The organism is Actinokineospora iranica, assembly GCF_900101685.1.
Taxonomy (GTDB): Bacteria; Actinomycetota; Actinomycetes; order Mycobacteriales; family Pseudonocardiaceae; genus Actinokineospora; species Actinokineospora iranica.
On the sequence record NZ_FMZZ01000016.1, the window covers coordinates 1 to 26,797 of the forward strand.

At 70.2% G+C, this 26,797-nt stretch carries 23 protein-coding genes; 15 read left to right on the forward strand and 8 right to left on the reverse strand.

What is annotated here, in order from left to right; genetic code table 11:
• The 5 genes from BLS56_RS31785 to BLS56_RS25410 all read left to right on the forward strand — a co-directional run.
• A partial coding sequence (locus BLS56_RS31785; protein ID WP_228771926.1) for a hypothetical protein occupies positions 1 to 240 on the forward strand: 240 nt, incomplete at its 5' end.
• A gap of 14 nt (positions 241 to 254) precedes the next feature.
• Positions 255 to 560 carry a hypothetical protein gene (locus tag BLS56_RS30940; protein ID WP_139190996.1) on the forward strand — a complete coding sequence of 102 codons (306 nt, stop codon included), beginning with the start codon at positions 255 to 257 and terminating at the stop codon, positions 558 to 560.
• On the forward strand, positions 548 to 1,150 hold the full coding sequence (locus BLS56_RS25400) for a DUF6461 domain-containing protein (protein ID WP_091455782.1): 603 nt from the start codon (positions 548 to 550) through the stop codon (positions 1,148 to 1,150). Before BLS56_RS30940 ends, BLS56_RS25400 begins: the two co-directional genes overlap by 13 nt.
• A gap of 397 nt (positions 1,151 to 1,547) precedes the next feature.
• Positions 1,548 to 2,339 carry an SDR family NAD(P)-dependent oxidoreductase gene (locus BLS56_RS25405; protein WP_407640550.1) on the forward strand — a complete coding sequence of 264 codons (792 nt, stop codon included), beginning with the start codon at positions 1,548 to 1,550 and terminating at the stop codon, positions 2,337 to 2,339.
• Between the two features lie 55 nt (positions 2,340 to 2,394).
• Positions 2,395 to 3,234, forward strand: coding sequence for an ADP-ribosylglycohydrolase family protein (locus BLS56_RS25410; protein WP_228771943.1), 840 nt, complete (start codon positions 2,395 to 2,397; stop codon positions 3,232 to 3,234).
• A 97-nt stretch (positions 3,235 to 3,331) separates the two neighbouring features.
• On the opposite strand, the gene BLS56_RS25415 is transcribed toward BLS56_RS25410, so the two are convergent.
• Complete coding sequence (locus tag BLS56_RS25415; protein WP_091455787.1) at positions 3,332 to 4,024, reverse strand: tectonin domain-containing protein; 693 nt, start codon at positions 4,022 to 4,024, stop codon at positions 3,332 to 3,334.
• Positions 4,025 to 4,358: 334 nt separating this feature from the next.
• Positions 4,359 to 5,246 (reverse strand): SDR family NAD(P)-dependent oxidoreductase, encoded by an 888-nt coding sequence (locus BLS56_RS25420; protein ID WP_091455788.1) that lies wholly within the window; start codon positions 5,244 to 5,246, stop codon positions 4,359 to 4,361.
• A gap of 596 nt (positions 5,247 to 5,842) precedes the next feature.
• Here BLS56_RS25420 and BLS56_RS25425 point away from each other — a divergent pair.
• The gene (locus BLS56_RS25425) at positions 5,843 to 6,490 is read left to right on the forward strand and encodes a DUF6801 domain-containing protein (RefSeq protein ID WP_228771927.1); all 648 of its coding nucleotides are present in this window, start codon (positions 5,843 to 5,845) and stop codon (positions 6,488 to 6,490) included.
• A 736-nt stretch (positions 6,491 to 7,226) separates the two neighbouring features.
• Positions 7,227 to 8,510: a DUF6801 domain-containing protein gene (locus tag BLS56_RS25430; protein WP_091455791.1), complete on the forward strand. Its 1,284-nt coding sequence runs from the start codon at positions 7,227 to 7,229 to the stop codon at positions 8,508 to 8,510.
• Between the two features lie 129 nt (positions 8,511 to 8,639).
• Here BLS56_RS25430 and BLS56_RS25435 read toward each other — a convergent pair whose 3' ends face one another.
• The 5 genes from BLS56_RS25435 to BLS56_RS25455 form a co-directional block, all read right to left on the reverse strand.
• The gene (locus BLS56_RS25435; protein ID WP_091455794.1) at positions 8,640 to 9,818 is read right to left on the reverse strand and encodes a glycosyltransferase; all 1,179 of its coding nucleotides are present in this window, start codon (positions 9,816 to 9,818) and stop codon (positions 8,640 to 8,642) included.
• Between the two features lie 176 nt (positions 9,819 to 9,994).
• Entirely contained in the window at positions 9,995 to 10,579 is a 585-nt protein-coding gene (gene idi / locus BLS56_RS25440) for an isopentenyl-diphosphate Delta-isomerase (protein WP_091456030.1), read from the reverse strand.
• A gap of 87 nt (positions 10,580 to 10,666) precedes the next feature.
• Positions 10,667 to 12,403, reverse strand: a complete 1,737-nt coding sequence (gene argS, locus BLS56_RS25445; RefSeq protein ID WP_091455795.1) for an arginine--tRNA ligase — start codon at positions 12,401 to 12,403, stop codon at positions 10,667 to 10,669.
• Positions 12,404 to 12,501: 98 nt separating this feature from the next.
• Positions 12,502 to 13,725 carry a lipase family protein gene (locus BLS56_RS25450; RefSeq protein ID WP_091455798.1) on the reverse strand — a complete coding sequence of 408 codons (1,224 nt, stop codon included), beginning with the start codon at positions 13,723 to 13,725 and terminating at the stop codon, positions 12,502 to 12,504.
• A gap of 112 nt (positions 13,726 to 13,837) precedes the next feature.
• On the reverse strand, positions 13,838 to 14,764 hold the full coding sequence (locus BLS56_RS25455) for an alpha/beta hydrolase family esterase (protein ID WP_091455800.1): 927 nt from the start codon (positions 14,762 to 14,764) through the stop codon (positions 13,838 to 13,840).
• Between the two features lie 229 nt (positions 14,765 to 14,993).
• Here BLS56_RS25455 and BLS56_RS25460 point away from each other — a divergent pair, with 229 nt between their 5' ends.
• Positions 14,994 to 16,079 carry a sensor histidine kinase gene (locus BLS56_RS25460; protein ID WP_091455803.1) on the forward strand — a complete coding sequence of 362 codons (1,086 nt, stop codon included), beginning with the start codon at positions 14,994 to 14,996 and terminating at the stop codon, positions 16,077 to 16,079.
• Between the two features lie 41 nt (positions 16,080 to 16,120).
• Complete coding sequence (locus BLS56_RS25465) at positions 16,121 to 16,792, forward strand: response regulator (protein ID WP_091455804.1); 672 nt, start codon at positions 16,121 to 16,123, stop codon at positions 16,790 to 16,792.
• A gap of 54 nt (positions 16,793 to 16,846) precedes the next feature.
• Here BLS56_RS25465 and BLS56_RS25470 read toward each other — a convergent pair whose 3' ends face one another.
• Entirely contained in the window at positions 16,847 to 18,382 is a 1,536-nt protein-coding gene (locus BLS56_RS25470; protein WP_091455807.1) for an amino acid permease, read from the reverse strand.
• A 204-nt stretch (positions 18,383 to 18,586) separates the two neighbouring features.
• On the opposite strand from BLS56_RS25470, the gene BLS56_RS25475 reads away from it, so the two are divergent.
• From BLS56_RS25475 to BLS56_RS32555, 6 genes are all read left to right on the forward strand, one after another.
• Positions 18,587 to 19,966 (forward strand): glutamine synthetase family protein, encoded by a 1,380-nt coding sequence (locus BLS56_RS25475; RefSeq protein ID WP_175483041.1) that lies wholly within the window; start codon positions 18,587 to 18,589, stop codon positions 19,964 to 19,966.
• Entirely contained in the window at positions 19,947 to 20,678 is a 732-nt protein-coding gene (locus tag BLS56_RS25480) for a gamma-glutamyl-gamma-aminobutyrate hydrolase family protein (RefSeq protein ID WP_091455809.1), read from the forward strand. Before BLS56_RS25475 ends, BLS56_RS25480 begins: the two co-directional genes overlap by 20 nt.
• Positions 20,679 to 21,224: 546 nt before the next feature.
• Complete coding sequence (locus tag BLS56_RS25485) at positions 21,225 to 22,586, forward strand: aldehyde dehydrogenase family protein (protein ID WP_091455812.1); 1,362 nt, start codon at positions 21,225 to 21,227, stop codon at positions 22,584 to 22,586.
• A 29-nt stretch (positions 22,587 to 22,615) separates the two neighbouring features.
• The gene (locus tag BLS56_RS25490) at positions 22,616 to 23,383 is read left to right on the forward strand and encodes a 3-oxoacyl-ACP reductase (protein ID WP_091455815.1); all 768 of its coding nucleotides are present in this window, start codon (positions 22,616 to 22,618) and stop codon (positions 23,381 to 23,383) included.
• Positions 23,367 to 24,113: a FadR/GntR family transcriptional regulator gene (locus BLS56_RS25495; RefSeq protein ID WP_091455818.1), complete on the forward strand. Its 747-nt coding sequence runs from the start codon at positions 23,367 to 23,369 to the stop codon at positions 24,111 to 24,113. The genes BLS56_RS25490 and BLS56_RS25495 overlap by 17 nt, the downstream gene beginning before the upstream one ends.
• A 117-nt stretch (positions 24,114 to 24,230) precedes the next feature.
• The gene (locus BLS56_RS32555) at positions 24,231 to 26,789 is read left to right on the forward strand and encodes a class E sortase (RefSeq protein WP_228771928.1); all 2,559 of its coding nucleotides are present in this window, start codon (positions 24,231 to 24,233) and stop codon (positions 26,787 to 26,789) included.
• Positions 26,790 to 26,797: the final 8 nt, after the last annotated feature.

Here is a 26,797-nt window from a genome sequence, read left to right on the forward strand (position 1 = left end):
TCCCAAGCCGTGTTCGGCTACCTGCGCTACTACTCGTGGCTGCGGGTCTGCCGATGGCTGCGGAAACACCACAAGGGCCTGTCGTGGAGAAAACTGCACCCACGGGCCTTCACCGGCTCGACCAAGTGGGAAATCAGGGCAGGAGAGGTCACCTTGTTCGACCCGACCTCGATACCGTCCAAGCGCTACCGGTACCGAGGCGCGAAAATCCCCACACCCTGGAGCAGCAACGCGGCGTGAACCAACGAGACGCTGTGGAGAGCCGGATGCGGGGAAACTCGCACGTCCGGTTCGGCGGGCGGGGCATGGAAACGTACCAGAAGCAATTCCGGCAACGCGCCATGCCCCGACCCACCATGGCTTCGACGGACGAGGGCGGTGCGGGTGCCCGAATTGACGAAGTGCCGTTACGGGAAAACAACTGCCAAGGCGGAACCGTGAAGCCGCAGTATCCCGAAGAGGGGGCAAAATTCCTCGTAGTCATCGTTCGGCCGGACAAGATCGCACAGCAACCTTACCAGGGTGTGGACATCGCGAAGGAACCGACATGCGGGATTTGATGAGTAAGTACGGGTGGGTAGACACGGCGTATGACCTGGCGTTGACGGTTGCGGTGATCGAGGGTAGCACTACCGACGAACTAGTCAGCGTGTACGGCGGCAAGCCAGGCGAACCTGTTGGGCTGCTGTCGTTCGCGGAGTCGGAGGTCCCCGAACAAGATTTCGGTCACTACTTCACGCTACGGGTCCGTGAGCGGGGTTCACACCTGATCGCGGTCGAGAACAACGGATGGAGTGGCAGCGTCCCCGAAATAGCGCGCCGCGCGTCCCACAACGGTGGACGGTTCTTTAGTGTCTACTGGAATGTCAACGGTCTATCTCACATTGTCCAGGCAATCGACGGCAAGATCGTTGCCTATCTTGAACCGTTGTTTGCCAACCGAGAGCCACAGGTGGGCGAGGTTTACCCGGACTGGCTTCACGGCAACGACTTCGACCCCGAGCACTACAAGTCAGCCAGCTTGGCCGCGATGGAAGATCAGACCGGAATAGCGTTTGATCGTGCATGGCTGGACGAGAATCTACCCACATACCGGATTCCCGACCCGGATGCGATGCTCAGCGATGTTCCGAACGCTAGGCTGCCATAACCGCCGATCCGCAGCCGCAGGCCCGTCACATCACCGTGGTGATCGAGGACTACGACGATCCCGACATGCCCGACGACCCATGGATGGACATCTGAGTCGCCGGAGCAAGGGCGTGGCCAATGCGGCCGTGGTCACCATCGTGGTTGACAATCCCCGCGCGCGAAGGAGGACTTCCAGGGTGACTCCGCTCGGCGCGCCTGCTCGCGTCCCTGGCGAACATGCTCGCCTGGCCGGCCTCGTTCCTTGGTGGGCTGGTCTGGGCCCGCATTGACCCACCCGGGTGGAATCGCCGATCGAGAGGCCCGTGTTGTCGCGCGCCTTGCTTCCGGAGATCATTCCGGTGAGCGGCGACCGCTGTTCGTCGCGAGAAGCCTGGTCACCGGGAGGTTGTGAGCGGATGGGCTTGGTTCCGGCGATGCCCGCGCCTGACCCCGGGCTTCCCGATCTGCGCGGTGTGGTCGTGCTGGTGACCGGAGCCAGCGGCCTGATCGGCCGTGGCATCGCTCTGCGCTTCGCCGCCGCGGGTGCGGCGGTGGTGGCCCATCACCATCGCGCGGACGCCGATGCCCTGGTCGGCCGGATCGTCGCGGCCGGGGGCCGGGCGGTCGCGCTCGCGGCGGACCTCACCGACGACGCCGAGTGCCACCGACTGGTGCGGCAGGCCGCGGAGTGGGGCGGGCGCCTGTCCGCGCTGGTCAACAACGCGGGAATCCAGCCGGTGCTGCCGCTGGCGGAGATGTCCGCCGCGCAGTGGCGCGCGGTGGTCGACACCAACCTCACCAGCGCGTTCTCCTGCACGCAGGCTGCCGCGGCCGTGCTGGGTCCGGCGGGCGGCGGCTCGGTCACCCACATCGCCTCGATCGAGGGCAGCCGGCCCGCCCACGGGCACGCGCACTACAGCGCGGCGAAGGCGGCGCTGATCATGCACGCCCGCGCCGCCGCCCTGGAGTACGGGCCGTCGGGCATCCGGGTCAACACCGTGTCCCCAGGCCTGGTCGACCGCCCGGGTCTCGCGGACGACTGGCCCGAGGGCGTGCGCCGCTGGCAACACGCGGCCCCGCTGACCCGCTTGGGCCGCCCCGAGGACGTCGGCGACGCCTGCGTCTTCCTCGCCTCTCCCATGGCGGCCTGGATCACCGGCCACGACCTGGTGGTCGACGGCGGCGTCGGCGCCCGTCCCACCTGGTGAATGCTCCACTGTGGACAGTCGGGGGTCGCCGACGCTCTGCCACTATGGGCGGGTGATGGTCGAGTTGGCGGTCGGCGACGCCTACGGCGCCGGATTCGAGTACGCGGACGCAGCCTTCGTCGCCGAGCGCAACACCCTGCGCGGCTACGTGCCGCACCCGAGGCACCGGAGCCTGCGGCCGGGGTCCTACACCGACGACACGCAGATGAGCATCGCCGTCGCCGAGGTGCTGGTGTCCGGCGACCCGTGGACCGCGCCGACGCTGGCCGACGCGTTCGTGCGCGTCTTCCACCGCGACCGCCGCGAGGGCTACGCGGCGGGCTTCCACGGCCTGCTGTGCCAGGTGCGCGACGGCGAAGAACTGCTGCGCAGGCTCCGCCCGGCCAGCGACAAGAGCGGCGCGGCCATGCGCTCCGCCCCGCTCGGCCTGCTGCCGACCGTGCCGGAGGTGTTGCGGCACACCGAGATCCAGGCGCGCGTCACCCACGACACCCCCGACGGGGTCGAGTCGGCGCAGGCCGCCGCGCTGGCCGTGCACTATTGCCACTTCGGGCTGGGCCCGGTGGCCGAGGTCGGCCGCTGGATCGACAGCAGGCTGACCGACGGCGCGGGCGGCTGGGCGCGGCCGTGGCAGGGGAAGGTGGGGGCTCAGGGCCGGATGAGCGTCCGCGCCGCCCTCACCGCGCTCGCGGCCAACGACACCCTCAGCGGCCTCCTGCGCGCCTGCGTCGCCTTCACCGGCGACGTCGACACCGTCGCCACCATCGCCATCGCCGCCGCGTCCCGCTCCGCGGAGTTCGCCCGCGACCTGCCGCCCGCGCTCCTGGACGGCCTGGAACGCGGGCCGTACGGATTCGATTACCTCGCCGAACTCGACGCCCGCTTGCCGCACTGAGCGGGGAATACCCGAAAAGCGCTCCCGGTGCTGGTCCGGAGAATAGGTCGCCGCGACCGGGAGCGCCTCTCAGGCACAGCTTGCTGTTGGAGCGGAATCAGTTCGGCGCGTCGCCGGTGTACCGGTAGATGTTGCCCGCGGAGTTGACGCCCCAGACCGTTCCGTCGGCGCCTGCGCCGATGTCGGAAAGCCCGCCCGGGATGTTCACCCACGGGTTCGCGTCGTCGCCGCTGTAGCGGTAGATCTGTCCTGCCGAGTTGACGCCCCACACATTCGTCCTGGACCCGGCGTCGATTCTGGCCAGGCCCCCGGGGATGTTGATCCAGTGGTTGGCCGTCCACGAGTAGCGGTAGATCTTCGCGTTCGCGTTGACGCCCCAGACAGTGCCGTCCGCGGCGGCCCCGATGTCGGTCAGGCCGCCCGGGATGTTCACCCAGGGCGCCGCGTCATCGCCGGTGTACCGGTAGATCCGGCCCTCCCGGTTGACCCCCCAGACGTTGGTCCGCGACCCCACCGAGATGCGGGTCAGGCCGCCGGGGATGTGCAGCCACGGGTCGTCCTCGGTGTCGCCGGTGTATCTGTAGATGTTGCCCGAGGAGTTGACACCCCATACGGTGCCGTCGGCCCCGACTCCGATATCGGAAAGCCCGCCCGGGATGCCGACCCACGGGTTCGTGTCATGGTTGGTGTAGTGGTAGATCTGGTTGTTCGAGTTCACTCCCCACACCGCTGTCTTGGCCCCGACCGCGATGGCGGACAAACCGCCGGAGATGTTCTTCCAATGCGCCATTCTTTCCTCTTTCGTCACCGAAGAGAAGGGGAACATACGGATCAACCGTGTGCGACCCTAGCGTGAAACGAAGTCGTGTTGGGCGTATCCCGGCGCGCTCACACCAATGACACGGGAAGGCAGCCCAATGGGCCAACGGGAGCCGCGGGAGAATTGTCTGCGTACACCGCGCGGGGCGTGGCTGCCGCATTCGGGTGATGATCTTGCTGTACCCGGGTGCACGTTTCTTCCCGTGGCGTGAACACCGGTTCGTTCCGACCTCGAACTGACCGCGTGCCCGCGGACGGCGCCCGCCGCGGTGCCTGCTCGGGCGCCGACAGGACCTGGTGCCGCGCTAGGCGATCAGGGCCGCGGTCAGCTCGACGCTGGTCTCCCACAGGTCGGCCGCCTTCGCGCGGTCGTAGGACTCGGCCGAGGACCGGACCTCGCGGAAGCCGGAGAAGTACCGCCCGGTGGCCGTGAGGTCCTGGTCGAGGACCAGCCGGGCCAGGGCGGCGGCGGACCGGCGCGGGGTGTGCGCGTTCAGGCCGGGGACCACGGTGAGCGCGGGCAGCAGGTAGCGCCAGGCCAGGGCCGCGACGCCGCGGTAGTCGCGGGCCAGGCCGGTCCCGGGCATCAGGCCGGGGTCGAAGGCGTTGACCGCGATCCCGGGCTCCGCCCGCCGCGCGAACTCGTAGGCGGCCAGGACGTTGCACAGCTTGGACGTGGTGTAGCGCCGCCGCCCGACCAGGCTCGGGCTCTCGCCGGTGTCCCTGGGGTAGGCGAGGGACCGGGCGTCGGTGTAGACCGGCGCGGGCATCCCGGTGGGCCGGGCCGGGTCGTGGGTGTCGCTGGCGACGAACACGACCCGCGCCGGTTTCGCCAGGCGCGGCATGAGTTCCCGCACCAGCGCGAAGTGCGCGAGGTGGTTGACCCCGAACGTCCGCTCGATCCCGTCCGCGGTGACCGCCGTCCCGGACACGACCTGCACGCCCGCGTTGCACACCACCGCGTGCAACGGCGGCAGCCCCGCTCCGGCCAGTTCGGCGGCGAACCGCCGCACCCCGGCCAGCGAGCCGAGGTCGAGGGGCATCCCCACGGCGCCGATCTCGTCGGCGGTCGCCGCCACAGCGGCCTGATCGCGCCCCGTGACCACGACCCGCCAGCCGCCCGCCGCCGCGATGGCCCCGGCGGTCTCCCGCCCGAGGCTGCCGGTGCCCCCGGTGATCAGCGCGGTGCGCATGTCCGGTCCTCCCTGCCGTCGGCGCGTTCTGCCCCCACCGTACGCGTGGCGAGCGGTCGGATTTTTTAGTGTTCTTATATTGCGTTTCTCGCCGAGTCTCTGATACGCACATTGGCGTGCGGGCTTGCGCGCATAGTCTCGGAAGTGCGAAGTGCGGAGAGGGTGGATGGTGACAGCGGCGCGAGGGTCGGTCGCCGCGACCGCGAGTAGTCGGGTCGCGGAGAGACCGCCTCGGTTCTCGGTGGGTACGCCCGAGAGGTCGGCCGCGAACTCCGGATCGTTTTATTGGCTGATCCGAAGACGGAGAAAGCCCCTGTCCGACGCGGGTGAAACGGTGTTTGAACACACCTTCGCTCGCGGTTTAGTCGTGCCCTGATGTGGGTATTTTGGCTGGTCAGCGCCTCGTGGGCGGCTAAAGAAATGTTCTGACGGTGTTCTCTTGTGACAAGTTTTCGGCAATCTTGATAGGGCCGACTCTGGCCGCTTGCGTCTGCTGTGTGTCCTGGCTAACGTGATGGCGCAGCGGCTTTCCGGTGAAACCGCAAGCTTTCCCAAGCCTGTTTGTATCATCGTCGATACTTCTGGAAGGAAGACATATGGAATCTCGCAAGGTTTCCAAGAAGCTGATGACGGCTATCGCCGCGACCGGTGCGGCGGGCCTGGTCGCGACCGGCCTTTTGCTCGGCTCCGGCACGAGTTCCGCCGACCCGGTCTCGCTGACGCTGAACTACACGTGTCCGTTCCCGCTGATCGGCGACCAGCCGATCAAGGTCGTCATCAACAGCGACATGCCCGCATCGGTCGGCGTTGGCGAGCAGACCGGCGTGTTCGACATCAAGGCCGTCTCCACGGTTCCGGAGACCGCGACCCAGGGTCTGGCCCTGGTCGGCGCGAAGAGCATCGAGGGCAAGGCCGTGTCGGGCGCCAAGGTCGACGCTCCCGGCATCTCGCTTCCGGTGAACGTGCCGGTGGCCATCGCCAAGACCGAGGTTCCGGCTTCCGGCGCGTTCGACGTGGTGGCGACCGGCCAGACCCCGTCGCTGTCGTTCACCCAGCCGGGCACCGCGAAGATCACGGTCAGCGAGCTGAGCCTGAACCTGACCCCGCGCACCGCGGACGGCGCGGAGACCGGCCTGGGGACCTTCGACTCGGTCTGCACGCTCAACCCGGGCCAGGAGAACACCCTGCACACCTTCGAGATCACCGGCGGCGCGGCCGCCGTCGCGCCGCAGACTAGGCAGTGACCTTCGACTGGACCTCGGCGAGGGTTCGGCGCGGTGGCTGACTTGTCCGCCCGGAACCCCTGCCGCCAGGCCCCTGGCACCGTGTCGGTGCCAGGGGCCTGTTTCATGTCCACCCCGCGGACGCGCCCACTGTTGGGCAGTGAGTAAAAGAGAAGATTGTTCTGTTGGATTCGGACAACAATCTCGCTTTGATGACTGCCGTGGCATTAGCGGATGGCTATGAGACGATCCCCGGTGTCGGGTGCGCAATGCGTCGGCCATCGGCGCGCCGGGCCTTCGGGTAGGGGGGAGGTCGGGCCGCCCCCCGCCGGGGTGAGCTCCCCGGGATTGCCCGCGGGCTGCGGCTCGGCCGGTTTCCCGGTCGGTTACCATGCTTGTGGGCGGCTTTCGAAGTTTTTGTTCCGATCGCTCCAAGGCGTGGAAACTTTTGCGCCACACGGATCTTCCTGGCATTCCTTGGGGAGTGCTCGTCAGCGACGTCCTACCTGGTCAGCCTGGTCGGCACTATCCGATAAGGCTAAACCGGATGGTCCTTTGGTGTCCTTCTATGACAAGTTCTCGGTAGCTCCGCCGCGGCTTCGCCAGGTGCTTGCGCGCGCTGTGTGTGATGGCTAACCTCCGTCATAGCGGTTTTCCACGAACCCGAAGATTTTCCAACAGGGAATACTCGCCTCCCCTTGACGGGGCGGTCTCTCAGCCCTGTCTGTATCACCGTTGATACCCTGGAAGGAAGATAGTGACTCCTCGCAAGGTTTCCAAGAAGCTGGTGGCGGGTGTCGCCGCGACCAGCGCGGCCGGGCTGGTCGCCACCGGCCTGTTGCTCGGCTCGGGCACGAGTTCCGCCGACCCGGTCTCGCTGACGCTGAACTACACGTGTCCGTTCCCGCTGATCGGCGACCAGCCGATCAAGGTCGTGATCCAGAGCGACATGCCCGCCTCCATCGGTGTGGGGCAGCAGACCGGCGTGTTCGACATCAAGGCCGTCTCCACGGTTCCGGAGACCGCGACCCAGGGTCTGACCCTGGTCGGCGCGACCACGATCGAGGGCAAGGCCGTCTCGGGCGCCAAGGTCGACGCCCCCGGCATCTCCCTTCCGGTGAACGTGCCGGTGACGATCGCCAAGACCCCGGTCCCGGCCTCGGGCGCGTTCGACGTGGTGGCCACCGGCCAGACCCCGTCGCTGTCGTTCACCCAGCCGGGCACCGCGAAGATCACGGTCAGCGAGCTGAGCCTGAACCTGACCCCGCGCAAGGCCGACGGCACCGAGACCGGCCTGGGCACCTTCGACTCGGCCTGCACGCTCAACCCGGGCCAGGACAACCTCCTGCACCAGTTCGAGATCACCGGTGGCGGTGGCGGCAGCACCACCCCGCCGCCGTCGAGCACCACCCCGCCGCCCAGCAGCACCACCCCGCCGAGCAGCACCACCCCGCCGCCGAGCAGCACCACGCCGCCGCCGTCGAGCACGACGCCGCCGCCGTCCAGCACCACCCCGCCTCCGGGCAACGGCAACGGCGTGAACGTCAACTACGACCTCAAGGGTTCGGCGAACCTCACGGCCCTCAACGGCTCGGTCGCGATCAACGGCACCTTCAACGCGGTGGCCGACCTGGCCGCGGGCAAGTACGTCGGTGACCTCAAGCTGGCCCCGACCTCCGGCAAGTTCAAGATCGTGGGCTTCCTCCCGGTCGACGCCAACGTCAGCCTGGTCCCGGTCGGCAAGTCCACCGGCACCGTCGCCACCGGCGCCATCACCTACGAGAGCAAGCTCGACATCGTCCTGACCAAGATCTCGGTCTTCGGATTCCCGATCTACCAGGGCGACACCTGCAAGGCGCCGAACCCGACCGACCTCAAGCTCAAGTCCGTCGGCAACTTCGACGTCCTCAAGGGCGGCAAGATCCAGGGCACCTTCGACCTGGCCTCCCCCGCCAACTGCGGTCAGCTCAACGACTTCATCGGCCCGCTGGCCGCGAGCCCGAACAACCCGATCGACCTCGACCTCGCGATCAAGAAGTAACCAGTCTCGATCCGGCGTCACCGATCGACCGACAGGCCCCTGACACCACCGGTGTCAGGGGCCTGTCGCATTCCCCCACCAGAGCGGGCCGGTCACTCCCGTCGGGGAGGGGAGCGACCGGCCCGGGGCTCAGCCCGCGAACTCCGGCAGGCGCTTGGCGACCTCGTCCGGGGTGGGCATCGCGGCGATCTCCTCGGCCAGCGCGCGCACCGCCGCCGCGGTGGCGGAGTCGGACAGCAGCGCCTTCGCCGCGGTGGAGACCGACTCCCCGGTGATCTCACCCGCCAGCAGCTTCTTGCCCGCGCCCGCGCCGACGACGGCGTCGGCGTTGATGAACTGGTCGGCCCCCTGCGGCAGGAAAAGCTGCGGCACGCCCGCGCCGAGGGCGCCGAGGGTGGTGCCGCTGCCGCCGTGGTGCACGATCAGGTCCAGGTGCGGGAGCAGGTCGGCCTGCGGCACCCAGGACTCGACCGTCACCGACGGGGGCACCTCGCCCAGCGCGGCGATGTCGACGGTCGGGCCCGCCGCGACCAGCACCCTGGCTCCGGTCGCCGCGAGGCCCGCGATGGCCGTGCGCAGCACCTCCGCCTGCCCGAACGCGGTGCCCAGGGTCAGGTAGATCAGCGGCTCGCGATGCTCGGTCACCCACTCGGGCAGTTCGCCGGGCTCGGCGAAGGGCACCGGGCGCAGCGGGACCCGGTTCTCGGTGTCGCGGTGGTCAGGGTGCTGGATGGACGACGGGTAGATGTCGACATACGGGTCGCCGAACTCGAAGATCCGGTCCGCGTCCAGCGACACGCCGTGTTCCGCGGCGATCGCGACGAGCCCCTTGCCCCAATCCCGCAGGCTGTCGTCGTCGTCGTCGCCTGCGAAGCCCGCCCGGCCGAAGCCGTGCGCGAGCGCCGGGACGCCCACGGCCTTGGCCGCGATCGCCGCGCCGGGGTTGGCCACTTCGTAGACCACCAGGTCGGGTTTCGTCTCGGCCAGGATCGGTTTCAGGTCGCGGGCGAACCCGCGCGGCATGATCTCGGTGAAGGCGCGGCTCGCCACCTGGTGCAGTTCGTCTTCGCCGAGTTCGTGTGGCTTGATCGGGCCCGCGTCCAGCGGGCGGCCCGCCGCTTCGGCGAAGGCGGCCATCATCTCCGGGCCCGCCGCGACGACGTCGAAGCCGAGCGCGGTGAGGACGGGATGGAAGCTCTCCGCGATCGCGTAGGTGACGTGGTGTCCCTGGGCGCGGGCCGCGATGGCGAGGGGCAGGAGCGGGTACGTGTGCCCGTGTGCGGGCAGGCTGCTAAACAGTAGTTCCACTAGATCCAATGTAGGGAAAAACGTCACCCGAAGGTGTCGGATTTACCCCCAATTGGCCTATTGTCCAGATTTTTTCAATGCTTGTGGAGTTCTGTGCCGGAGATGGGGTGGCGGCCGCCACAACCCCCTTGACATCAGGGGCTCGCCGGGCCGCCGCCACCCCGGTTCGCGTCGGTTCAGCCGACGACCGCGGCGGGCAGGTCCGCCGGGTCGCCCAGCGGCCAGCTCACCGGATCGTCGCCAAGCGCGCTGAGCTCGCGCACCTGCAGCACGCACCACGGAGACACCTCGCGCGTGCCGGACAGCACCGACTCGGCGAACTCGCCCCACGGCACCCATACCGCGGAGTCGACCTCGTCCGGGTTCGGCGCGGGTTCGGCCCCACTGTCCACGACCACCCGGTATACCGGGCACATCTCGTTCTCCACCACGCCGTTGCCCATCTCCGCCCGGTAACGGAACCGGGGCAGCACCAGCTCCACCTTGTGCGGTCCCGGCAATCCAAGCTCGTCGGCGAGGCGGCGCGACACGCCGTCCGCGATCGCCTCGCCCGGAGCCGGATGTCCGCAGCACGAGTTCGTCCACACCCCGGGCCAGGTCTTCTTGTGCGTGGCCCTGCGGGTCAGCAGGAAACGGCCGTCCCGGTCGAACACGTAGCTGGAGAACGCCAGGTGCAGAGGTGTGTCCGCGTGGTGGACACCCGCCTTGTCCGCGACGCCGACGTCGTTGCCAGCCTCGTCCAGCAGCACTACCCGCTCGATGATCATCACGGTCACACTCTGCCGTCTGGTGTCCACTCAGGGCAACCGCTGTTCGTTCACATTTTCGAGCGGGCCACCTGCGCCCGGCTACAGTTCCGGCGGCGCGGCGATGCCGAGCAGTCCCAGGCCCAGGGTCAGCACGGCCGAGGTGAGCGCGGTGAGCACGAGCCGGGACCGCCGGGTCGCGGGCTCGACCCCCGGTTTGAGGATCGGGCACGTGTCGTAGAACGTGGTGAAAGTGGACGCCGTGTCGTAGAGGTAGGCGCACAGCTTGTGCGGGGCGTAGGACTCGGTGGCCGCGGCCAGCGCGGCGGGCAGCTGCACCAGCTTGAGCGCCAGCGCCCGCTCGGCGGGCTCGGCGACGGTCACCGGCCCGTCGGGAGCCTCGTCCGCCTTCCGCAGCACCGACTGGCAGCGGGCGTTCGCATACTGGAGGTAGACCGAGGTGTTGCCCTCCTTGGCCAGCATCCTGGCCCAGGTGAACACGTAGTCCTTCTCCCGGTCGTTGGACAGGTCGGCGTACTTCACCGCGCCGATGCCCACCGCCCGCGCCACATCGGCCTGCGCGCCGGCGGGCAGCGACGACCGCTCGGCCACCGTCTCCGCGGCGTGCTCGACCGCCTCGGCGAGCAGGTCGGCCAGCTTCACCGAGCCGCCAGCGCGGGTGCGGATCGTCTTGCCGTCCTCGCCGAGGATCGAGCCGAATCCGATGTGGACCGCGGTGTGGTCGTCGGTGAGGTAGCCCGCCTGCCGGGACGCGGCGAAGACCATCTGGAAGTGCTGCGCCTGCGGGGTCCCCACGACATAGAGCAGGTCGGTCATACCGCGCTCGCCCGTCCAGTAGCGGACGGTGGCCAGGTCCGTGGCGTGGTAGCCGTAGCCGCCGTCGCTCTTGCGCACGATGAGCGGCAGCGGCTCGCCGTCGCGGTTGGTGAACCCGGGCGGGAACACGCACACCGCGCCGCCGCTGACCTCGGTGAGCCCCTTGGCCTCCAGGTCGGCGATGACCTCGTCCAGGTACGGGTTGTAGAAGCTCTCGCCGTAGGTGTCCGCCGGGGTCAGCTCGACGCCCAGCAGCTCGTACACCTTCTGGAAGTGCCGGGTGGACTCATCGACCAGCTCGCGCCACAGCGCCAGCGTCGGCTCGTCGCCGCCCTGCAGCGCCACCACCCGCGCCCGGGACCGGTCGGCGAAGCCGGGATCGGCGTCGAACTTCTTGCGCGCCTCCTGGTAGAAGCCGTTGAGGTCGCTGATGGTGTGCTCGCCGCCCGCGGCCCAGCCCTCGTCCACCAGGTGCTCGATCAGCATCCCGAACGGGGTGCCCCAGTCGCCGAGGTGGTTGTGCGGGGTGACCTCGTGCCCGGTGAAGCGCAGCAGCCGCAGGACCGCGTCCCCGATGATCGAGGACCGCAGGTGCCCGACGTGCATCTCCTTGGCCACGTTGGGGCTGGAGTAGTCCAGCGCGAACCGCCGCGGCCGCTCGGCGACCGGCACGCCCAGCCGCTCGTCGCCCAGCAGCTCACCCGCCCGCGCCGCCAGCCAGTCGTCGCGCAGCCGCAGGTTGACGAACCCCGGCCCGGCGATCTCCGGCTCGTCGACCAGGTCGTCGGAGTCCAGGTTGTCCACAATGGCCTGGGCGACCTCGCGCGGCGGCCTGCCCACCCGCTTGGCCAGGCTCATCGCCGCGTTGCACTGGTAGTCGGCCCCGGCTCGGGTCGACGGTCGGATGACGGCCTCATCGGGCGTGATCGCCACGCCCAGCCCGCGGCGCAGCGCCGCCGCCACCCGCGCGCCCAGTTCGAGTCCGACATCTCCGTGCGCCACCCTGGCACTCCTCTACGACTCCTGTGACCTCTTACGACCGGCTCAGTATCCCAAAGCCGTCGAATCGGTTACGGCCGCCGCGCGAGGCGGCCCTTGGGCTAGAGCAGCAGGCAGTTGGAGACCTGCGGCGAGCCCGCGAACCGCGCTGCCAGGAACGCGAACGCCTCCGGGTAGGCCGCGATGGCCGTCGCGACGTGGGTGGGGCTGGCGTAGGTGGAGAACCGGACGTTGGCGCGCTGGTCGCACCAGCGCTGGGCGAGCTGCCTGCCGACGGCGTAGGGGATGACGTCGTCCAGGGTCGAGTGGGTGAGCAGGACCGGGACCGCGGGCTTGCGGCCCTGGCCGATGACCTGCTCGGCGACGATGCTCCGGAACGGCTCCTCGGCGAGGTGGTCATCGAGCGGGCGGCCGTCGGCGGTGAGCGACGAGGTCCGGGTGAAGGCGTACCTGGGGATCGATTCGAGCTGGCACTGGGTCTTGATCTCGGCGAGGAACTGCCTGCCCTTGGCGTTGAGGTACTGGTCGGCGTCGATGCCGTAAGAGGCCTCCAGACCCGCTACCGCGTAACCGAGAAACGCCACATACGGTCCGCCGTCGATGAAGCGGCCGACCGCGGCGAGGTCGGCCGGGACCGCGCCCGCGACGACGCCGGAGAGCTTGAGTTCGGGCGCGTAGGCCGGGGCCAATTCGGCAGCGGCGGCCGCCGCGCCGCCGCCCTGGGAGTAGCCGGTGATCGCGACCGGGCCGCTGTCGGGCAGGCCCGCCTCGGGCAGGCGCCGCGCGGCGCGGACGACGTCGAGCACGGCGTGGCCCTGCACGGCGCGGCTCATGTAGGTGTGCACACCCGGCGTGCCCAGGCCCTGGTAGTCGCTGATGGCCACGCCGTAGCCGCGGGCGAGCAGGCCCGCGATGAACGGGCCCTCGTACTCGGTGCCGACCGAAAGCTGCCGGGACGGGGCGCACTGGTCGCCCAGGCCCTGGGTGCCGACCGCGTAGCCCACGACCGGCCGCGGCCCCGGCCCGGTCCACGCCTTGGTCGGGGTGATGACGGTGCCGGTCACCGCGATGGCGGCCCCGGTGCGGTCGGTCGACTTGTACATGATCCGGTTGACCGTGCCGTCCGCGCGGACAAGTCGCGCGGGGTCGATGAAGAACTCGGCAGGCTCGGAGCGGATGACCGCGCCGTTCGCGGCCGGAAGCGTGTCCGGCGGGGTGTAGAAGTCGCCTTCCTGGGCGGTGGCCGCGGGCACCGCGACCACAGCCGCGGCGGCCAGGCTCAGCAGCGCGGCCGCCAGCCCAAGCCGAATCCTGTTGGCACGCATGGATCTTCCTCCGAGCGGTGCGCCGTCGAACCACGTCGGATGCAAGCTACCTGGCCGTCGGCGAAAGTGCCCGGGGTCACACTGTCTGTTTCGGTCCAGACGTCCGCCCAGGTCACGGGCGCAGGAACCACCACAGCGCTGCGGTGGCGTCGTAGTCGTCGCGGTTCGGCGGCCCGGGCCAGAAGTGGCCGTCGCGGAACACCGAGCCGGAGTCGACCACGTCGACAAGCACCTCGCCGCGCCGCAACAGGCAGTGGTGCCGAGTGGTGCGCTTGCGGACTCCCGGGCCGGTCTTGCCGGTCTCGGCGACTGTCGAGAATGGAATGCAGCCGTTGTCCGCCGCCCACAGCCGGGCGGCGTCGTGCACGGCGGTGACCATCTTGGCGAGGTTGTTCCGGCAGCAGTGCGCGAGCAGGCTGTCGTTGTCGGAGAACACGATGCGCAGGGGGACCGGGTGCTCGGCCAGCGCCGGGCAGATCCTGCCGGTTGGCATGGGCAGCGGCGCGGAGGCGACCGCGCCCACCCCCGCCAGCCGGAACCCGCCGAGGCGGCCCTCCGCGCCCGCGCAGGCCAGCATCGTCGACATCAGCCCGCCACTGGAGAACCCGACGGAGTAGATGGCGTCCGGGGACACGCACATCCTGCGCACGGCGAACTCCAGCAGCGTCCGCACGAACTCGAAGTCGCTGACCCCGCGCTTGGCCTCTTCCTGGGGTGAGGTGATCCAGTTCGGCAGCGAGTTCGGCTGGATGACCACGAACCCCTCGGCGTCGGACTTCGCGCGCATCTGGCTGCGGCGGTCCTGCTCGTCCTTGTTGCTCATGGCGCCGTGCAAGTCCAGGACGAGCGCGCCGGTCTGGTGAGGTGGGACGTGCGCGCGGTACGCGCGGGACACCAGTGTCCCGTCGGCCTTGCGCTGCACCACGGGCCACTCTTGTTCCGTGTGGTCCCCCGGCGGGGCGCAGGGTTCGGCCGCGCTGACGGGAGCCGGAACGACCAACAGTGACAGCATCACTAGCGCGACGATGAGCCTGTGCATCCGGAGAGTATCGACCCGATGCCCGGCGTCGGGGATGGTCTTGTGATCGGTTTCGCCCGTCAGTGTGGGTTCGGCCTTCCCCGGGGTCAGGTCCAGCCGCGCATATCGTCACTGGCGGCAGGGTTTCGCTCTTCGGATTGTGCCTTCGCGACAGTCCCCTCCGAGTAGGACGCCCAATCCCCATCGAGGATGACGCTGGGGCCGGGTCCGCTCGTTAGTGTGGGCTGTTATGCGGGTTCCTGCGCTTGACCTTTCCGCGCCCAACCGCAACGACCTTCTCGGGGCGGTCGTCCTCCTGACCGCGGACATCTGGTTCAACGTGTTCTTCCGCCTGGCGGGCGTCCCGCTGGGGTGGACGCTGGTGTTCCTGGCGAGCAGCACCTTCCCGCTGGGCTGGCGGCGGCAGGCGCCGACGGCGGTGCTCGCGGTCATCGGCGGCGTCACGGTGGTGGGGACCGTTCTGCACTTCGGCATCAGCGAGGTCGGCGTGCTGATCGCGCTCTACACCGTGGCGGCGTGGCGGCCGAAGCGGACCGCGCTGCGCTGCCTGATCGGGTTCGCGGTCCTCAAGACCGCCGCCGAACTCGTCGAGCACGACTCCCTGGCCTGGCTCCCGATGCTGCTGGTGCTCTACTGCACCGCGTTCGTCCTCGGCGACCAGCAGCGCACCAACCGGGTCCTGGTCGAGCACGAGCGGGAGGCCCGGGTCCGCCTGGCCACCGAGGCCGAACGCGGCCGGATCGCCCGGGAACTGCACGACGTGGTGGCCCACACGGTCAGCGTCATGGTCCTCTACACCTCCGTGGCCCGCCGCGCCGTCGCCCGCGACCCCGCCGCGGCGGACACCGCGCTCGCCCAGGTCGAGGAGTCGGGCAGGCAGAGCCTGACCGAGCTGCGCCGCCTGCTCGGGGTGCTGCGCACCGAGCCGGGCGACCTCGCCCCCCAAGCCAGCCTCGCCGACCTGGACGACCTGGTGAGCCGGTGCGTCACCGCTGGCCTCCCGGTCACCGTCGCCGTCCACGGTCACCGCAGGGAACTGCCTGCCGGGGTCGAGCTATGCGCGTACCGGATAGTGCAAGAGGCCCTGACCAACGCCGCCAAACACGCCGACCCGACCCGCGTCACCGTCGACCTCCACTACGGCCGCAACGACCTGCGCATCGACATCCGCAACGACGGGCCACGCCCGTGCGGGACCCCCGGCCACGGCCTGATCGGTATGCGCGAACGCGCCGCCCTGGTCGGCGGCCGCCTGCACGTCCGCCACGACCCGGACGAGTTCCAAGTGGTCGCCACCCTGCCCTACCGGGGGTAAATCGGGCCGACCGCCGAATGTGGCACTAGGCTGCGGCGGATATGGGAACGCTCACCGTCGTCATCGCCGACGACCAGCCCCTGATGCGGACCGGGTTCCGCCTGATCCTGGAAGCCGAGCCCGACATCGAGGTCGTCGCAGAAGCAGGCGACGGGGAAGAGGCGGTCGCCCTGGCCAGGCAGCACCGCCCGGACATCGTCCTCATGGACGTGCGGATGCCCAAAATGGACGGCATAGCCGCCACCCGCGCCCTGGCGGGCCCCGGCGTCGTGGACGCCGTCCCAGTCCTCATCCTCACCACCTTCGACCTGGACGAGTACGTCTTCGGCGCCCTCCGCGCAGGCGCCAGCGGCTTCCTCCTCAAAGACGTCCCCTGCGAACGCCTCATCGACGGAGTCCGAATCGTCGCGGCGGGCGACGCCCTCCTGGCCCCCGCCGTCACCCGCCGCCTGATCCGCGAGTTCACCCGCCACTCACCCGCCAACATCCGCCCGGAAGCGATAGCCACCCTCACCCCCCGCGAACGAGAAGTCCTGGAACTGATCGCCCGGGGCCTCTCCAACGCGGAAATAGCCGACGACCTCTTCCTGGGCGCCACCACCGTCAAAACCCACGTAGGCCGAGTCCTGATGAAACTAGGCCTACGGGACCGCGTCCAAGCGGTCGTCTTCGCCTACGAACAGGGCTTGGTCAGCCCCGGCTCCTTCTCCTGACCCCATCGAGCGAACAACGCAACCAGACCCCGCGGAAGCCAGCCCCCAGCCGACTCACCCCAGATCGAGATCCCGCTCCACAGCGGCCAACTCTTCAGGCGTCCCCTGCACCTTAGGCCCGGTGAACCACTTCCGCGCCGACACCGCCCACCACAGCCCCGCACCCCCGAGAACCACCAAGAACGCGACCGGCGCGTAATTGAACGTCTCCCAAGTCACCGGATAAACCTGCGGCAGCATGAACAGCACGAAGATGAACACCACCCACCCGGTGGCCACGATCCCGATCGCCCGCCCCCACCGCCCCAGATGCCAGGGCCCGCGCTCGAAGTCCGCTCCCTTGCGCACCCGCAGGTAAACCGGAATCACATACGCCGTGTAGAGCCCCACCACAGCGATCGACGTGACCGCCGTGTACGCCGTCGCGCTCCACAGATACGGCACGGCAAGCAGAAACGCCCCCACCGCCGCCAGCCACACCGAGTTCGTCGGCGTCCGGGTGCGCTTGTTGATCCGGTGCCAGAATCCGGACCCGGGAATCGCGCCGTCCCGGGCGAAGGCGTAGATCATCCGAGAGTTCCCGGTGACCGCAGCCATCCCGCAGAACAACTGCGCGCCGACGCAGATCAGCAGCAGCAGTTTGCCGATGGTCACGCCTGCCGCGTCGATGAAGACCTGGGCCGGAGGCACACCGGTCGCCGAGCCCACCGCGCCGTCATAATCCTGGATGGCGAAGGTGAGTCCGATCAGCAGCACCCACCCGGCGGCCAGGGACACCAGGATCGAGTTGACGATCCCGCGCGGGCCCGCCACCGCCGCGCCGCGGGTCTCCTCGGTCATGTGGGCGGAAGCGTCGTAGCCGGTCAGCGTGTACTGGGCGAGCAGGAGCCCAAGCAGGAACACGTACACCGGTGAGGCCCAGCCCGTGTTGTTGACGAACTCCCCGAACACGAACGACGCGTCTTGGTGGTTGTCCGGCACGACGATCAGCACGCCGACGATCACCAGCACGCCCGCCAGGTGCCACCACACGCTGACGCTGTTGAGGACCGCGACGACTCTCACGCCGAAGGTGTTCAGCAGGCCGTGCGCGGCGAGGATGACCGCGAGCAGGGTGATCGTGTGCGCTGGGGTGGCGGCGAAGCCGAACTGGAGGTCGAGGAACGCGTTGAGGAACAGCGCCGCGCCGAAGTCGACGCCCGCGGTGACCGCGATCTGGCCGATGAGGTTGAACCAGCCGGTGAACCACGACCACGCGGGCCCGTTGCGCGGGGCGAGTTTCGCCGCCCAGTAGTACAGACCGCCCGCGGTGGGGTAGCTGGAGCAGACCTCGGCCATGCCCAGCCCCACCAGGACCACGAAGAACCCGACCAGCGGCCAGCCCCAGATCATCGCGACCGGCCCGCCGGTCCTCATGCCGAACCCGTAGAGGGTCAGGCAGCCGGACAGGATCGAGATGATGGTGAACGACACCGCGAAGTTGTTGAAGCCCGACATCGAGCGGCGCAGTTCCTGGGCGTATCCCAGCCGGTGCAGCCTGGTCTCGTCATCGTCCTCGTCAGCCGGGCGGGCGGGGGCGATGTCGGCCATCTTCACTCCCCAATGGATCGCGGGTGGTCCATTACCGGAAGATCCAGTGTGCGGTCGCTTGTTCTCGTGGTCAAGGTCCGGAAGAGGTAACGAACCGAACAGGGGATCGCGCCGGGGAAGTGGTTGCGCCAGTGTCCGGACGCTGCCAGCATTCGAGTGACACCGCATCAATGGAGCGAAGCTGAACCTTTGGGGGCCCGGCTGATGCGCGACACCGACCGACCGCGCGACGAGGGCCTGATCTCGGTGGCCCGGCTGCGCGAGCTGGTGGCCGCGGGCGCCGTCGACACCGTGCTGGTCGCGATGACCGACATGCAGGGCCGGTTGCAGGGCAAGCGGTGCGCGGCGCGGTACTTCCTCAACGAGGTCGTCGACCACGCCACCGAGGCGTGCGACTACCTGCTCGCCGTCGACGTCGAGATGAACACCGTCGACGGCTACCGCACCTCGTCCTGGGACAGCGGCTACGGCGACTTGGTGCTGCGCCCCGACCTGGACACGCTGCGCCTGCTGCCCTGGCACGAGGGCACCGCGCTGGTCCTCGCCGACGTCGAGCTGGTCACCGGCGGCCCGGTTACGGTCTCCCCGCGCCAGGTGCTGCGCCGCCAGCTCGACCGGCTCGCCGAGCACGGCCTGACCGCGTTCGTGGGCACGGAGCTGGAGTTCCTCGTCTTCGACGACACCTACGAGCAGGCGTGGGACCGCGGCTACCGCGACCTGAGGCCCGCGAACCAGTACAACGTGGACTACTCGCTGCTGGGCACCGGCCGCGTCGAGCCGCTGCTGCGCGCCATCCGCACCGGCATGGCGGGCGCGGGCCTGTACGTCGAGTCGGCCAAGGGCGAGTGCAACCCTGGCCAGCACGAGATCGCGTTCCGCTTCGCCGACGCGCTCACCACCTGCGACAACCACGGCGTCTACAAGACCGGCGCCAAGGAGATCGCGGCCAAGCACGGGCGCAGCCTGACGTTCATGGCGAAGTACAACGAGCGCGAGGGCAACTCCTGCCACATCCACATCAGCCTGCGCGACACCGAGGGCAGGCCCGCCCTCGCCGGTGACCGGCCGGGCGGGTTCTCCCCGCTGATGTCGAAGTTCCTCGCCGGTCAACTCGCCTGCCTGCGCGAGCTGACCTACTTCTTCGCCCCGAACGTCAACTCCTACAAGCGCTTCGCCCCCGGCTCGTTCGCCCCGACCGCGGTGGCCTGGGGCGTGGACAATCGCACCTGCGCCCTGCGCGTCGTGGGCCACGGCCCCTCGCTGCGGGTGGAGAACCGGGTGCCCGGCGGCGACGTCAACCAGTACCTCGCGGTCGCCGCGCTGATCGCCGCGGGCCTGCACGGCATCGAGAACGAGCTGCCGCTGGAGCCGCCGTTCACCGGAAACGCCTACAACTCCCAGAAGCCGCGCGTCCCCACCACCCTGCGCGAGGCCGCCGACCTGCTCGCCGAGAGCGCCGTCGCCCGCGCGGCGTTCGGCGCGGACGTCGTCGAGCACTACGGCAACGCCGCGCGGGTGGAACAGGCCGCCTTCGACGCGGCCGTCACCGACTGGGAGCGCGTGCGTGGCTTCGAACGCCTCTGACCGGCCCCCCGTCATCGGGGTCACCACATACCTGGAGCACTCGACCTTCGGCATCTGGGAAGCCGAAGCCGCCGTCCTGCACCGGGTTTACGTCGACTCCGTGTGCGCGGCGGGCGGCAACGCGGTCCTCCTGCCCCCCATCGGCGACTGGCGCGCCGACACCGTCGACTGGCTCGACGGCCTGGTCCTCGCGGGCGGCGCCGACATCGACCCCCGCCGCTACGGCCAGGAACCCCACCCCACCACCGGCACCCCGCAACCCACCCGCGACGCGGCCGAGTTCGCCCTGCTCGACGCGGCCATCCGGCTTGACCTGCCGCTGCTGGCGGTGTGCCGGGGAATGCAGGTGCTCAACATCGCCCGGGGCGGCACGCTGCACCAGCACACCCCCGAGGTCGTCGGAAACACCGACCACCAGCCGGAAGTGGCCCGCTTCGGCAAGACGGAACTGTCGATCCGCCCCGCTTCGACGTTGGCGACGATCTTGGGTTCGTCCGCTCAGACGCACTGCCACCATCACCAGTCGATCGACCGGCTCGGGGCCGGTCTGACGGTGGCCGCGACCGCGCCGGACGGCACTATTGAGGCGGTCGAGCTTCCTGCCGCCACTTTTGTTCTGGGCGTCCAGTCGCATCCGGAGCAGGACCCGGCTGATGTGCGGTTGTTCGCCGCCTTGGTTCAGGCCGCGTGCCGCCGCAGGCAACGGTCATGAACGGGGCGGCCTGCGTTCGGGCTGGCGTGGCCGCGTTCGGTGGTCTGCTCGATAGCGACTCTCCTGGGGCTGTTGGGATCTTCCTTCACCCCCAAAGAAACCACTCCACCCCATCGAGCACCTGGCAGCTTCGGGTGCGGCTGGCAGGAGGACGGGTGTCCTGCTCCGCTCCCGTCGAGCACCTGGCAGGGCCGGGCACGGCTTTGTGCGGGGCGGGTGTCCCGCGAGCAGGGGTGGTCGGGCAGGCAGGCTTGGCGAGCCCGCGTGCGGCCTGCTCGTCCACTTCGTCATCCGTGCGGCTGCCAAGCAAGCCGCACCACCACGATCATCGCCGCGCACCGGCACGGGATCACAGCATCACTCGGCCACCACCTTTCTTGGGACTCATCCACCACAACGACAAGACGACCGCGCCCTGGGCCGGGGCACTGCTCCAGTCTGTCAGGTGTTCGGGCCGGTGGGAGGGGTTGTCGGAACCTGTGGACAACTTCGGCGCATGTGGACAGACGGCTTGACGGATTCGAGGGGCGCTAGGGAAGGAGAGCGGTGAGCAGTCTCGAGATCATCAATCCGGCCACTGAAGAGGTGGTGGATACCGTTGCCCTGGCGACGGTTGACGAGACCGATGCCGCCATCGCCCGGGCGTATGCCGCGTTGCCCGGGTGGCGGGCGGTGGCGCCGGGGGATCGGGCGCGGTTGTTGCGGCGGTTCGCTGATGCCGTTGACGGGGATCTGGAGAATCTGGCGCGGTTGGAGGTGGCGAACTCCGGGCACACCATCGGGAACGCGCGGTGGGAGGCGGGGAATGTCCGTGATGTCCTGCATTACTTCGCCGGGATGCCGGAGCGGTTGTTCGGCAGGCAGATTCCGGTGCCGGGCGGGGTGAACGTCACCTTCCACGAGCCGCTGGGCGTGGTCGGGGTGATCGTGCCGTGGAACTTTCCGATGCCGATCGCGGGGTGGGGGTTCGCGCCCGCGCTTGCCGGTGGGAACACCGTTGTACTCAAGCCCGCTGAGCTCACTCCGCTTACCGCGTTGCGGTTGGCCGAATTGGCTAAGCAGGCCGGTATTCCTGAGGACGTCTTCCAGGTGTTGCCCGGCCGGGGGCCGGTGGTGGGGGAGCGGTTTGTGACGCACCCGTTGGTGCGCAAGGTCGTGTTCACCGGGTCCACTGAGGTCGGTAAGCAGATCATGGCCGGGTGCGCCGACCAGGTGAAGCGGGTGACGCTCGAACTCGGTGGCAACAACGCCAATATCGTCTTCGCCGACGCCGACCTCGCGAAGGCCGCCGCGAAGGCGCCCGCCGCCGTGTTCGACAACGCGGGGCAGGATTGCTGCGCGCGGTCGCGCGTCCTTGTCCAGCGTCCGGTTTACGACCGGTTCATGGAGTTGTTCGAGCAGGCCGTTCGGCAGGTCGTGGTCGGCGCCCCGGGCGACGAGGCCACCGAGATGGGGCCGCTGATCTCGGCGGCTCACCGTGACCGGGTGGCGTCCTATATAGACGGTGCGCCGGTCGCTTTCCGTGGTGGCGCGCCGGAAGGGCCGGGGTTCTGGTTCCCGCCCACCGTGCTCGGTCCGGTCGCGACCGACCACAGGGCGGTCACCGACGAGGTGTTCGGGCCGGTGGTGGCCGTGCTGCCCTTCGACGACGAGGCCGAGGCCGTGCGGCTGGCCAACGACACCGAATACGGGCTGTCCGGCTCCATCTGGACCCGCGACGTCGGCCGGGCGCTGCGGGTGGCCCGGGGCGTCGACGCGGGCAACCTGTCGATCAACTCGAACTCGTCGGTCCGCTACTGGGCGCCCTTCGGCGGCTTCAAGCAGTCCGGTCTCGGGCGTGAGCTTGGGCCGGACGCGGTCGCGGCGTTCACCGACGTCAAGAACGTCTTCATCGACACAGACGACTAGATCGACACAGACGACTAGGAGGACTGGAGATGGCCAAGCGTCTCGACGGCCGCGTCGCCGTCATCACCGGCGGGGCCAGCGGCATCGGGCTCGCCTCGGCCCGCAGGCTCGCCGCCGAGGGCGCGCGGGTCGTGATCGGCGACGTCGACCCCGACGGCGGGAAAGCCGCCGCCGACGAGGTCGACGGGCTGTTCGTGCGGGTCGACGTCACCAGCGAAACCGAGGTCGAGGCCCTGTTCCAGGCCGCCGTCGACACCTACGGCTCGCTCGACGTCGCGTTCAACAACGCGGGCATCTCCCCGCCCGAGGACGACTCGATCCTCACCACCGGGCTCGACGCCTGGCTGCGCGTGCAGGAGGTCAACCTGACCTCGGTGTACCTGTGCTGCAAGCACGCCATCGGCCACATGCGCCGCCAGGGCCGCGGCTCGGTGATCAACACCGCCTCGTTCGTCGCGGTCATGGGCGCGGCCACCTCGCAGATCTCCTACACCGCGTCCAAGGGCGGCGTGCTGGCGATGAGCCGCGAGCTGGGCGTGCAGTTCGCCCGCGAGGGCATCCGGGTCAACGCCCTGTGCCCCGGCCCGGTGAACACCCCGCTGCTGCGCGAGCTGTTCGCCAAGGACCCCGAGCGGGCCGCGCGGCGGCTCGTGCACATCCCGATCGGCCGATTCGCCGAGCCGGAGGAGATCGCCGCCGCGGTCGCGTTCCTGGCCAGCGACGACTCCTCGTTCATGACCGCGTCGTCGTTCCTGGTCGACGGCGGCATCTCCGGCGCGTATGTCACTCCCCTCTGATCCCGATTCCGGTCGCGGGCTGGACGACGTGCTCGCGGACGCGCTGTTCCGCCCGGTCCGCACGGGCAACGCGTTCGAGGAGACGATGGAGCGGATGCTCGCCGCCATCCGCCTCGGCGTCGTCCCGCCCGGCGGGCGGCTGCCCCCGGAGCGCGAGCTGTCCGCGCGGCTGGGCGTCAGCCGGGTCACCCTGCGCGAGGCGCTGCGGGCCCTGCAGGAGTCCGGCCACGTCGAGTCCCGCCGGGGCCGCTACGGCGGCACGTTCGTCCGCTCCGTCCCACCGCCCCGGGGCGCGGCCGACCCGCTCCCGGCCCCGCCGGGGGAGTTGGAGGACGCGCTGACCCTGCGGTTCGTCCTGGAGACCGGCGCGGCCGAGACCGCGGCGGCGCGGGCGCTGACCCCTGAGGTCCGCAGGCACCTGCGCGCCCGCCTGGCCGACTGCGCCCGCGCGGACCTGGCCGACTACCGCCGCACCGACTCGCGCCTGCACCTGGCGATAGCCGAGGCCACCGCCGCCCCGTCGCTGACCGGAGCCGTCGCCGACGTGCGCACCCGCGTCAACGCCCTGCTGGACGCGATCCCGCTGATCCCGCCCAACATCGAGCACTCCGACGAGCAACACCGGATCATCGTGGACGCTATCCTCGACGGCGACCCGCCCGCCGCGCGCCGGGCCATGGCCGAGCACCTCGCGGGCACGGCATCGCTGCTGCGCGGCTTCCTCGCCTGAGGGACGGGCGGTGACCAGCGCTGTGGGTGAGCAGCGCTGTGGGCTGTGCCGGATTGACGCCCTCCGAACGGCGGGTTGACCTATCGTGATGCCATAGGACGACGAGGGGGTGAGCACATGCGGGACGACCGGCGTCCGCCGCTGCCCTCAGCGGCCCGTCCCCCCGCGGGCCACCCCCGCGACACCCCACCGACCGACCACGCCCGCGCCCCCCGGCCACCCGGCCAGGTCCGCGAGGCCGTGCCCGACGGCCACCCCTATGAGGCTCACCTGAACGGCGACGTCCGCGAGGCCCCGCGAACCGACTACCCCCGCCAGACCCCCCCACCTGTCGGCGTCGAGCCCCCTCGGAACGGCCACGCTCGCGAGATCGCGCCAGGTCCGACGCGCGCTGTCCCGCTGAGCGGCCACCTGGGCGACCTCCCGCCGCACACCCCGGCCCCTGGCCCTCCGCTGAACGGCCAGCCCCGCGAGACGCCACCCAACGGACGCGCGCATGGTGCTCCGCGCGACGGCCACGGCTGGGAAGAACCGTCCCACGACCACGCGTATGACGTCGCGGCCAACGGCCACGTCCGCGAGCAGGCCAACGGCCACGCCCGCGCCGCCGCGCCCGACGGCTTCCCGCGCGAGGTTCCGCAGAACGGCTCCCCGCGCGGTGTCCCGGCAAACGGCCACCTCCGCGAGGCGCAGGCAGGCGGCCTCGCGCGCGAGATCCCGCCCGGCCCGACCCGTGCCGTCCCGCTGAGCGGCCACCTCGGCGACCTCCCGCCCAACGGCCACCCGCACGAGGCCGCGCCCGACGTCCACGCCTACGAGCCGCCGCTGAATGGTGACGTCCGCGAGGTTCGGCCGACTGGTCGTCGTCGTGCGCCCGCGCCGAGCGGCGCTGCTTTCGAGGTTCCGTCTGATGGTGATGCCCGTGAGGTTTCGCCGGCTGGTCGTCGTCGTGCGCCCGCGCCGAGCGGCGCTGCTTTCGAGGTTCCGCCGGGTGATGACGTCCGTGAGGTCCCGCTGACCGGTCGTCGTCGTGCGGCCGCGCCCGGCAGCCCTGCTTTCGAGGCTCCCGTGGACGGCCACGTCGGAGAGCTTCCCTCGGCTGGCCGTCGTCGTGCGCCCGCGCCGAGCGGCCCTGTTTTCGAGGCTTCGTCGGGTGACGGCGGCGGAGAGGTTCCCTCGGCTGGCCGTCGTCGTGCGCCCGCCCCCGCTTTCGAGCCGCCGAGCGAGTCCGCGCCCGGAGTTCCCCGCCCCGGTGCGGCCGCCGAAGCCCCGCTGAGCGGCCACGCTCCACCGGCCCCGCCACGCTCCCACCACACACCGCCGAACGGCCACCGCCGCGACCTCCCGCCCGCCCGCGAGGTCCCGCTGCCCGAGCAGGACGTCCCGATTTCCGGCGTGCTCGGCGACGCCGCCCAGATCGGGCTGCCCCGCCTGGACGTGCCCACCGAGCGCGTGCGGCCCGCGGCCCAGCCACCGGTCGAGCGCGGCCAGCCGCTGCCGCCGACCGAGCGCGTCCAGCCGGTGCCGCCCCCCGGGCGGGTCCACCCGGCGCCGCCGACCGAGCGGGTGCGACCGGTGCCGCCGCCTGCGCGGGGCCGTCAGGCTCCGCCGCCGTTCCCGACTCGGCCGCGGCCGTTTCCGGCGGGCGCGCCCCGGCCGATGCACCCGGGTGAGGCGCCCACCGAGGTCATGCCGCCGGTGCCCGCCGTCGTCGAGGACCCGACGGAGCTGATCCCGGCTGTCCCGGCCGTGGTCCCGGCCGTCGACTACCCGGCCGACGACTACGCCGACAGCTACGAAGACGACTACGCCGACCAGGACGACGACCAGGACGACGACCAGGACTACGAGGACGAACCCGACGACCGCGCCAAGCCGAAGCCGCCGCGGGCGACTGTCGGCAGCACCGTGGTGCAGGGCGTCGGCGAGCTCATGGTCACCCTGGGCGTGGTCGTGCTGCTGTTCGTGCTCTACGAGGTGTGGGTCACCGACCTGGTGTCCGCGGGCAAGCAGCGGGACGTCACCTCCGCCCTCGACCAGCAGTGGCAGGGGCCCAACGAGCGCACCCAGAAGTTCTCCTTCGCCGACGGCGAGGGCATGGCCAAGCTCTACATCCCCGCGCTCGGCGAGGACTACCGCTTCACCATCGTGGAGGGCACCTCGAACGAGAACCTCGAAGTCGGCCCCGGCCACTACAAGCACTCCGCGCTTCCCGGGGAGCCGGGCAACTTCGCCGTCGCGGGGCACCGGGTGGGCAAGGGCGCCCCGTTCAACGACCTCGACCTGCTGCAGGCCTGCGACGCGATCGTCGTGGAGACCCAGACGGGCTGGTTCGTCTACCGGATGCTGCCCACCGAGGCCGACGCGCGCGACTGGGCCACCCGGGGCGCCGACCCGCTCTGCTCCGGCGTCGAACCCCTGACCGGCCCGTACGCGGCCGCGGTCGGCCGTCAGATCGTCACCCCGAAGGACAGCGAGGTGGTCGCCCCGGTGCCGACGAACCCGGGGTCGACCCTGCCGGAGGCCGAGCGCCGCAAGCTCATCACGCTGACCACCTGCCACCCGAAGTTCTCCAACAAGCAGCGGATGATCCTGCACGGCATCCTGGTCCGCGAGCAGCAGAAGAACCCGGCCGACCCCAGCGCGGTCCCTCCTGAGCTGCGGGAGACCCGCTAGCGGCTGCC

Bases quoted from the DNA above. Each gene is read 5' to 3' on its own strand.
- BLS56_RS25400 (WP_091455782.1), top strand. From the start codon at position 548: ATGCGGGATTTGATGAGTAAGTACGGGTGGGTAGACACGGCGTATGAC.
- BLS56_RS25405 (WP_407640550.1), top strand. From the start codon at position 1,548: ATGGGCTTGGTTCCGGCGATGCCCGCGCCTGACCCCGGGCTTCCCGAT.
- BLS56_RS25410 (WP_228771943.1), top strand. From the start codon at position 2,395: ATGGTCGAGTTGGCGGTCGGCGACGCCTACGGCGCCGGATTCGAGTAC.
- BLS56_RS25415 (WP_091455787.1), bottom strand. From the start codon at position 4,024: ATGGCGCATTGGAAGAACATCTCCGGCGGTTTGTCCGCCATCGCGGTC.
- BLS56_RS25420 (WP_091455788.1), bottom strand. From the start codon at position 5,246: ATGCGCACCGCGCTGATCACCGGGGGCACCGGCAGCCTCGGGCGGGAG.
- BLS56_RS25425 (WP_228771927.1), top strand. From the start codon at position 5,843: ATGGAATCTCGCAAGGTTTCCAAGAAGCTGATGACGGCTATCGCCGCG.
- BLS56_RS25450 (WP_091455798.1), bottom strand. From the start codon at position 13,725: ATGCGTGCCAACAGGATTCGGCTTGGGCTGGCGGCCGCGCTGCTGAGC.
- BLS56_RS25455 (WP_091455800.1), bottom strand. From the start codon at position 14,764: ATGCACAGGCTCATCGTCGCGCTAGTGATGCTGTCACTGTTGGTCGTT.
- BLS56_RS25460 (WP_091455803.1), top strand. From the start codon at position 14,994: ATGCGGGTTCCTGCGCTTGACCTTTCCGCGCCCAACCGCAACGACCTT.
- BLS56_RS25465 (WP_091455804.1), top strand. From the start codon at position 16,121: ATGGGAACGCTCACCGTCGTCATCGCCGACGACCAGCCCCTGATGCGG.
- BLS56_RS25470 (WP_091455807.1), bottom strand. From the start codon at position 18,382: ATGGCCGACATCGCCCCCGCCCGCCCGGCTGACGAGGACGATGACGAG.
- BLS56_RS25475 (WP_175483041.1), top strand. From the start codon at position 18,587: ATGCGCGACACCGACCGACCGCGCGACGAGGGCCTGATCTCGGTGGCC.
- BLS56_RS25490 (WP_091455815.1), top strand. From the start codon at position 22,616: ATGGCCAAGCGTCTCGACGGCCGCGTCGCCGTCATCACCGGCGGGGCC.
- BLS56_RS25495 (WP_091455818.1), top strand. From the start codon at position 23,367: ATGTCACTCCCCTCTGATCCCGATTCCGGTCGCGGGCTGGACGACGTG.
- BLS56_RS32555 (WP_228771928.1), top strand. From the start codon at position 24,231: ATGCGGGACGACCGGCGTCCGCCGCTGCCCTCAGCGGCCCGTCCCCCC.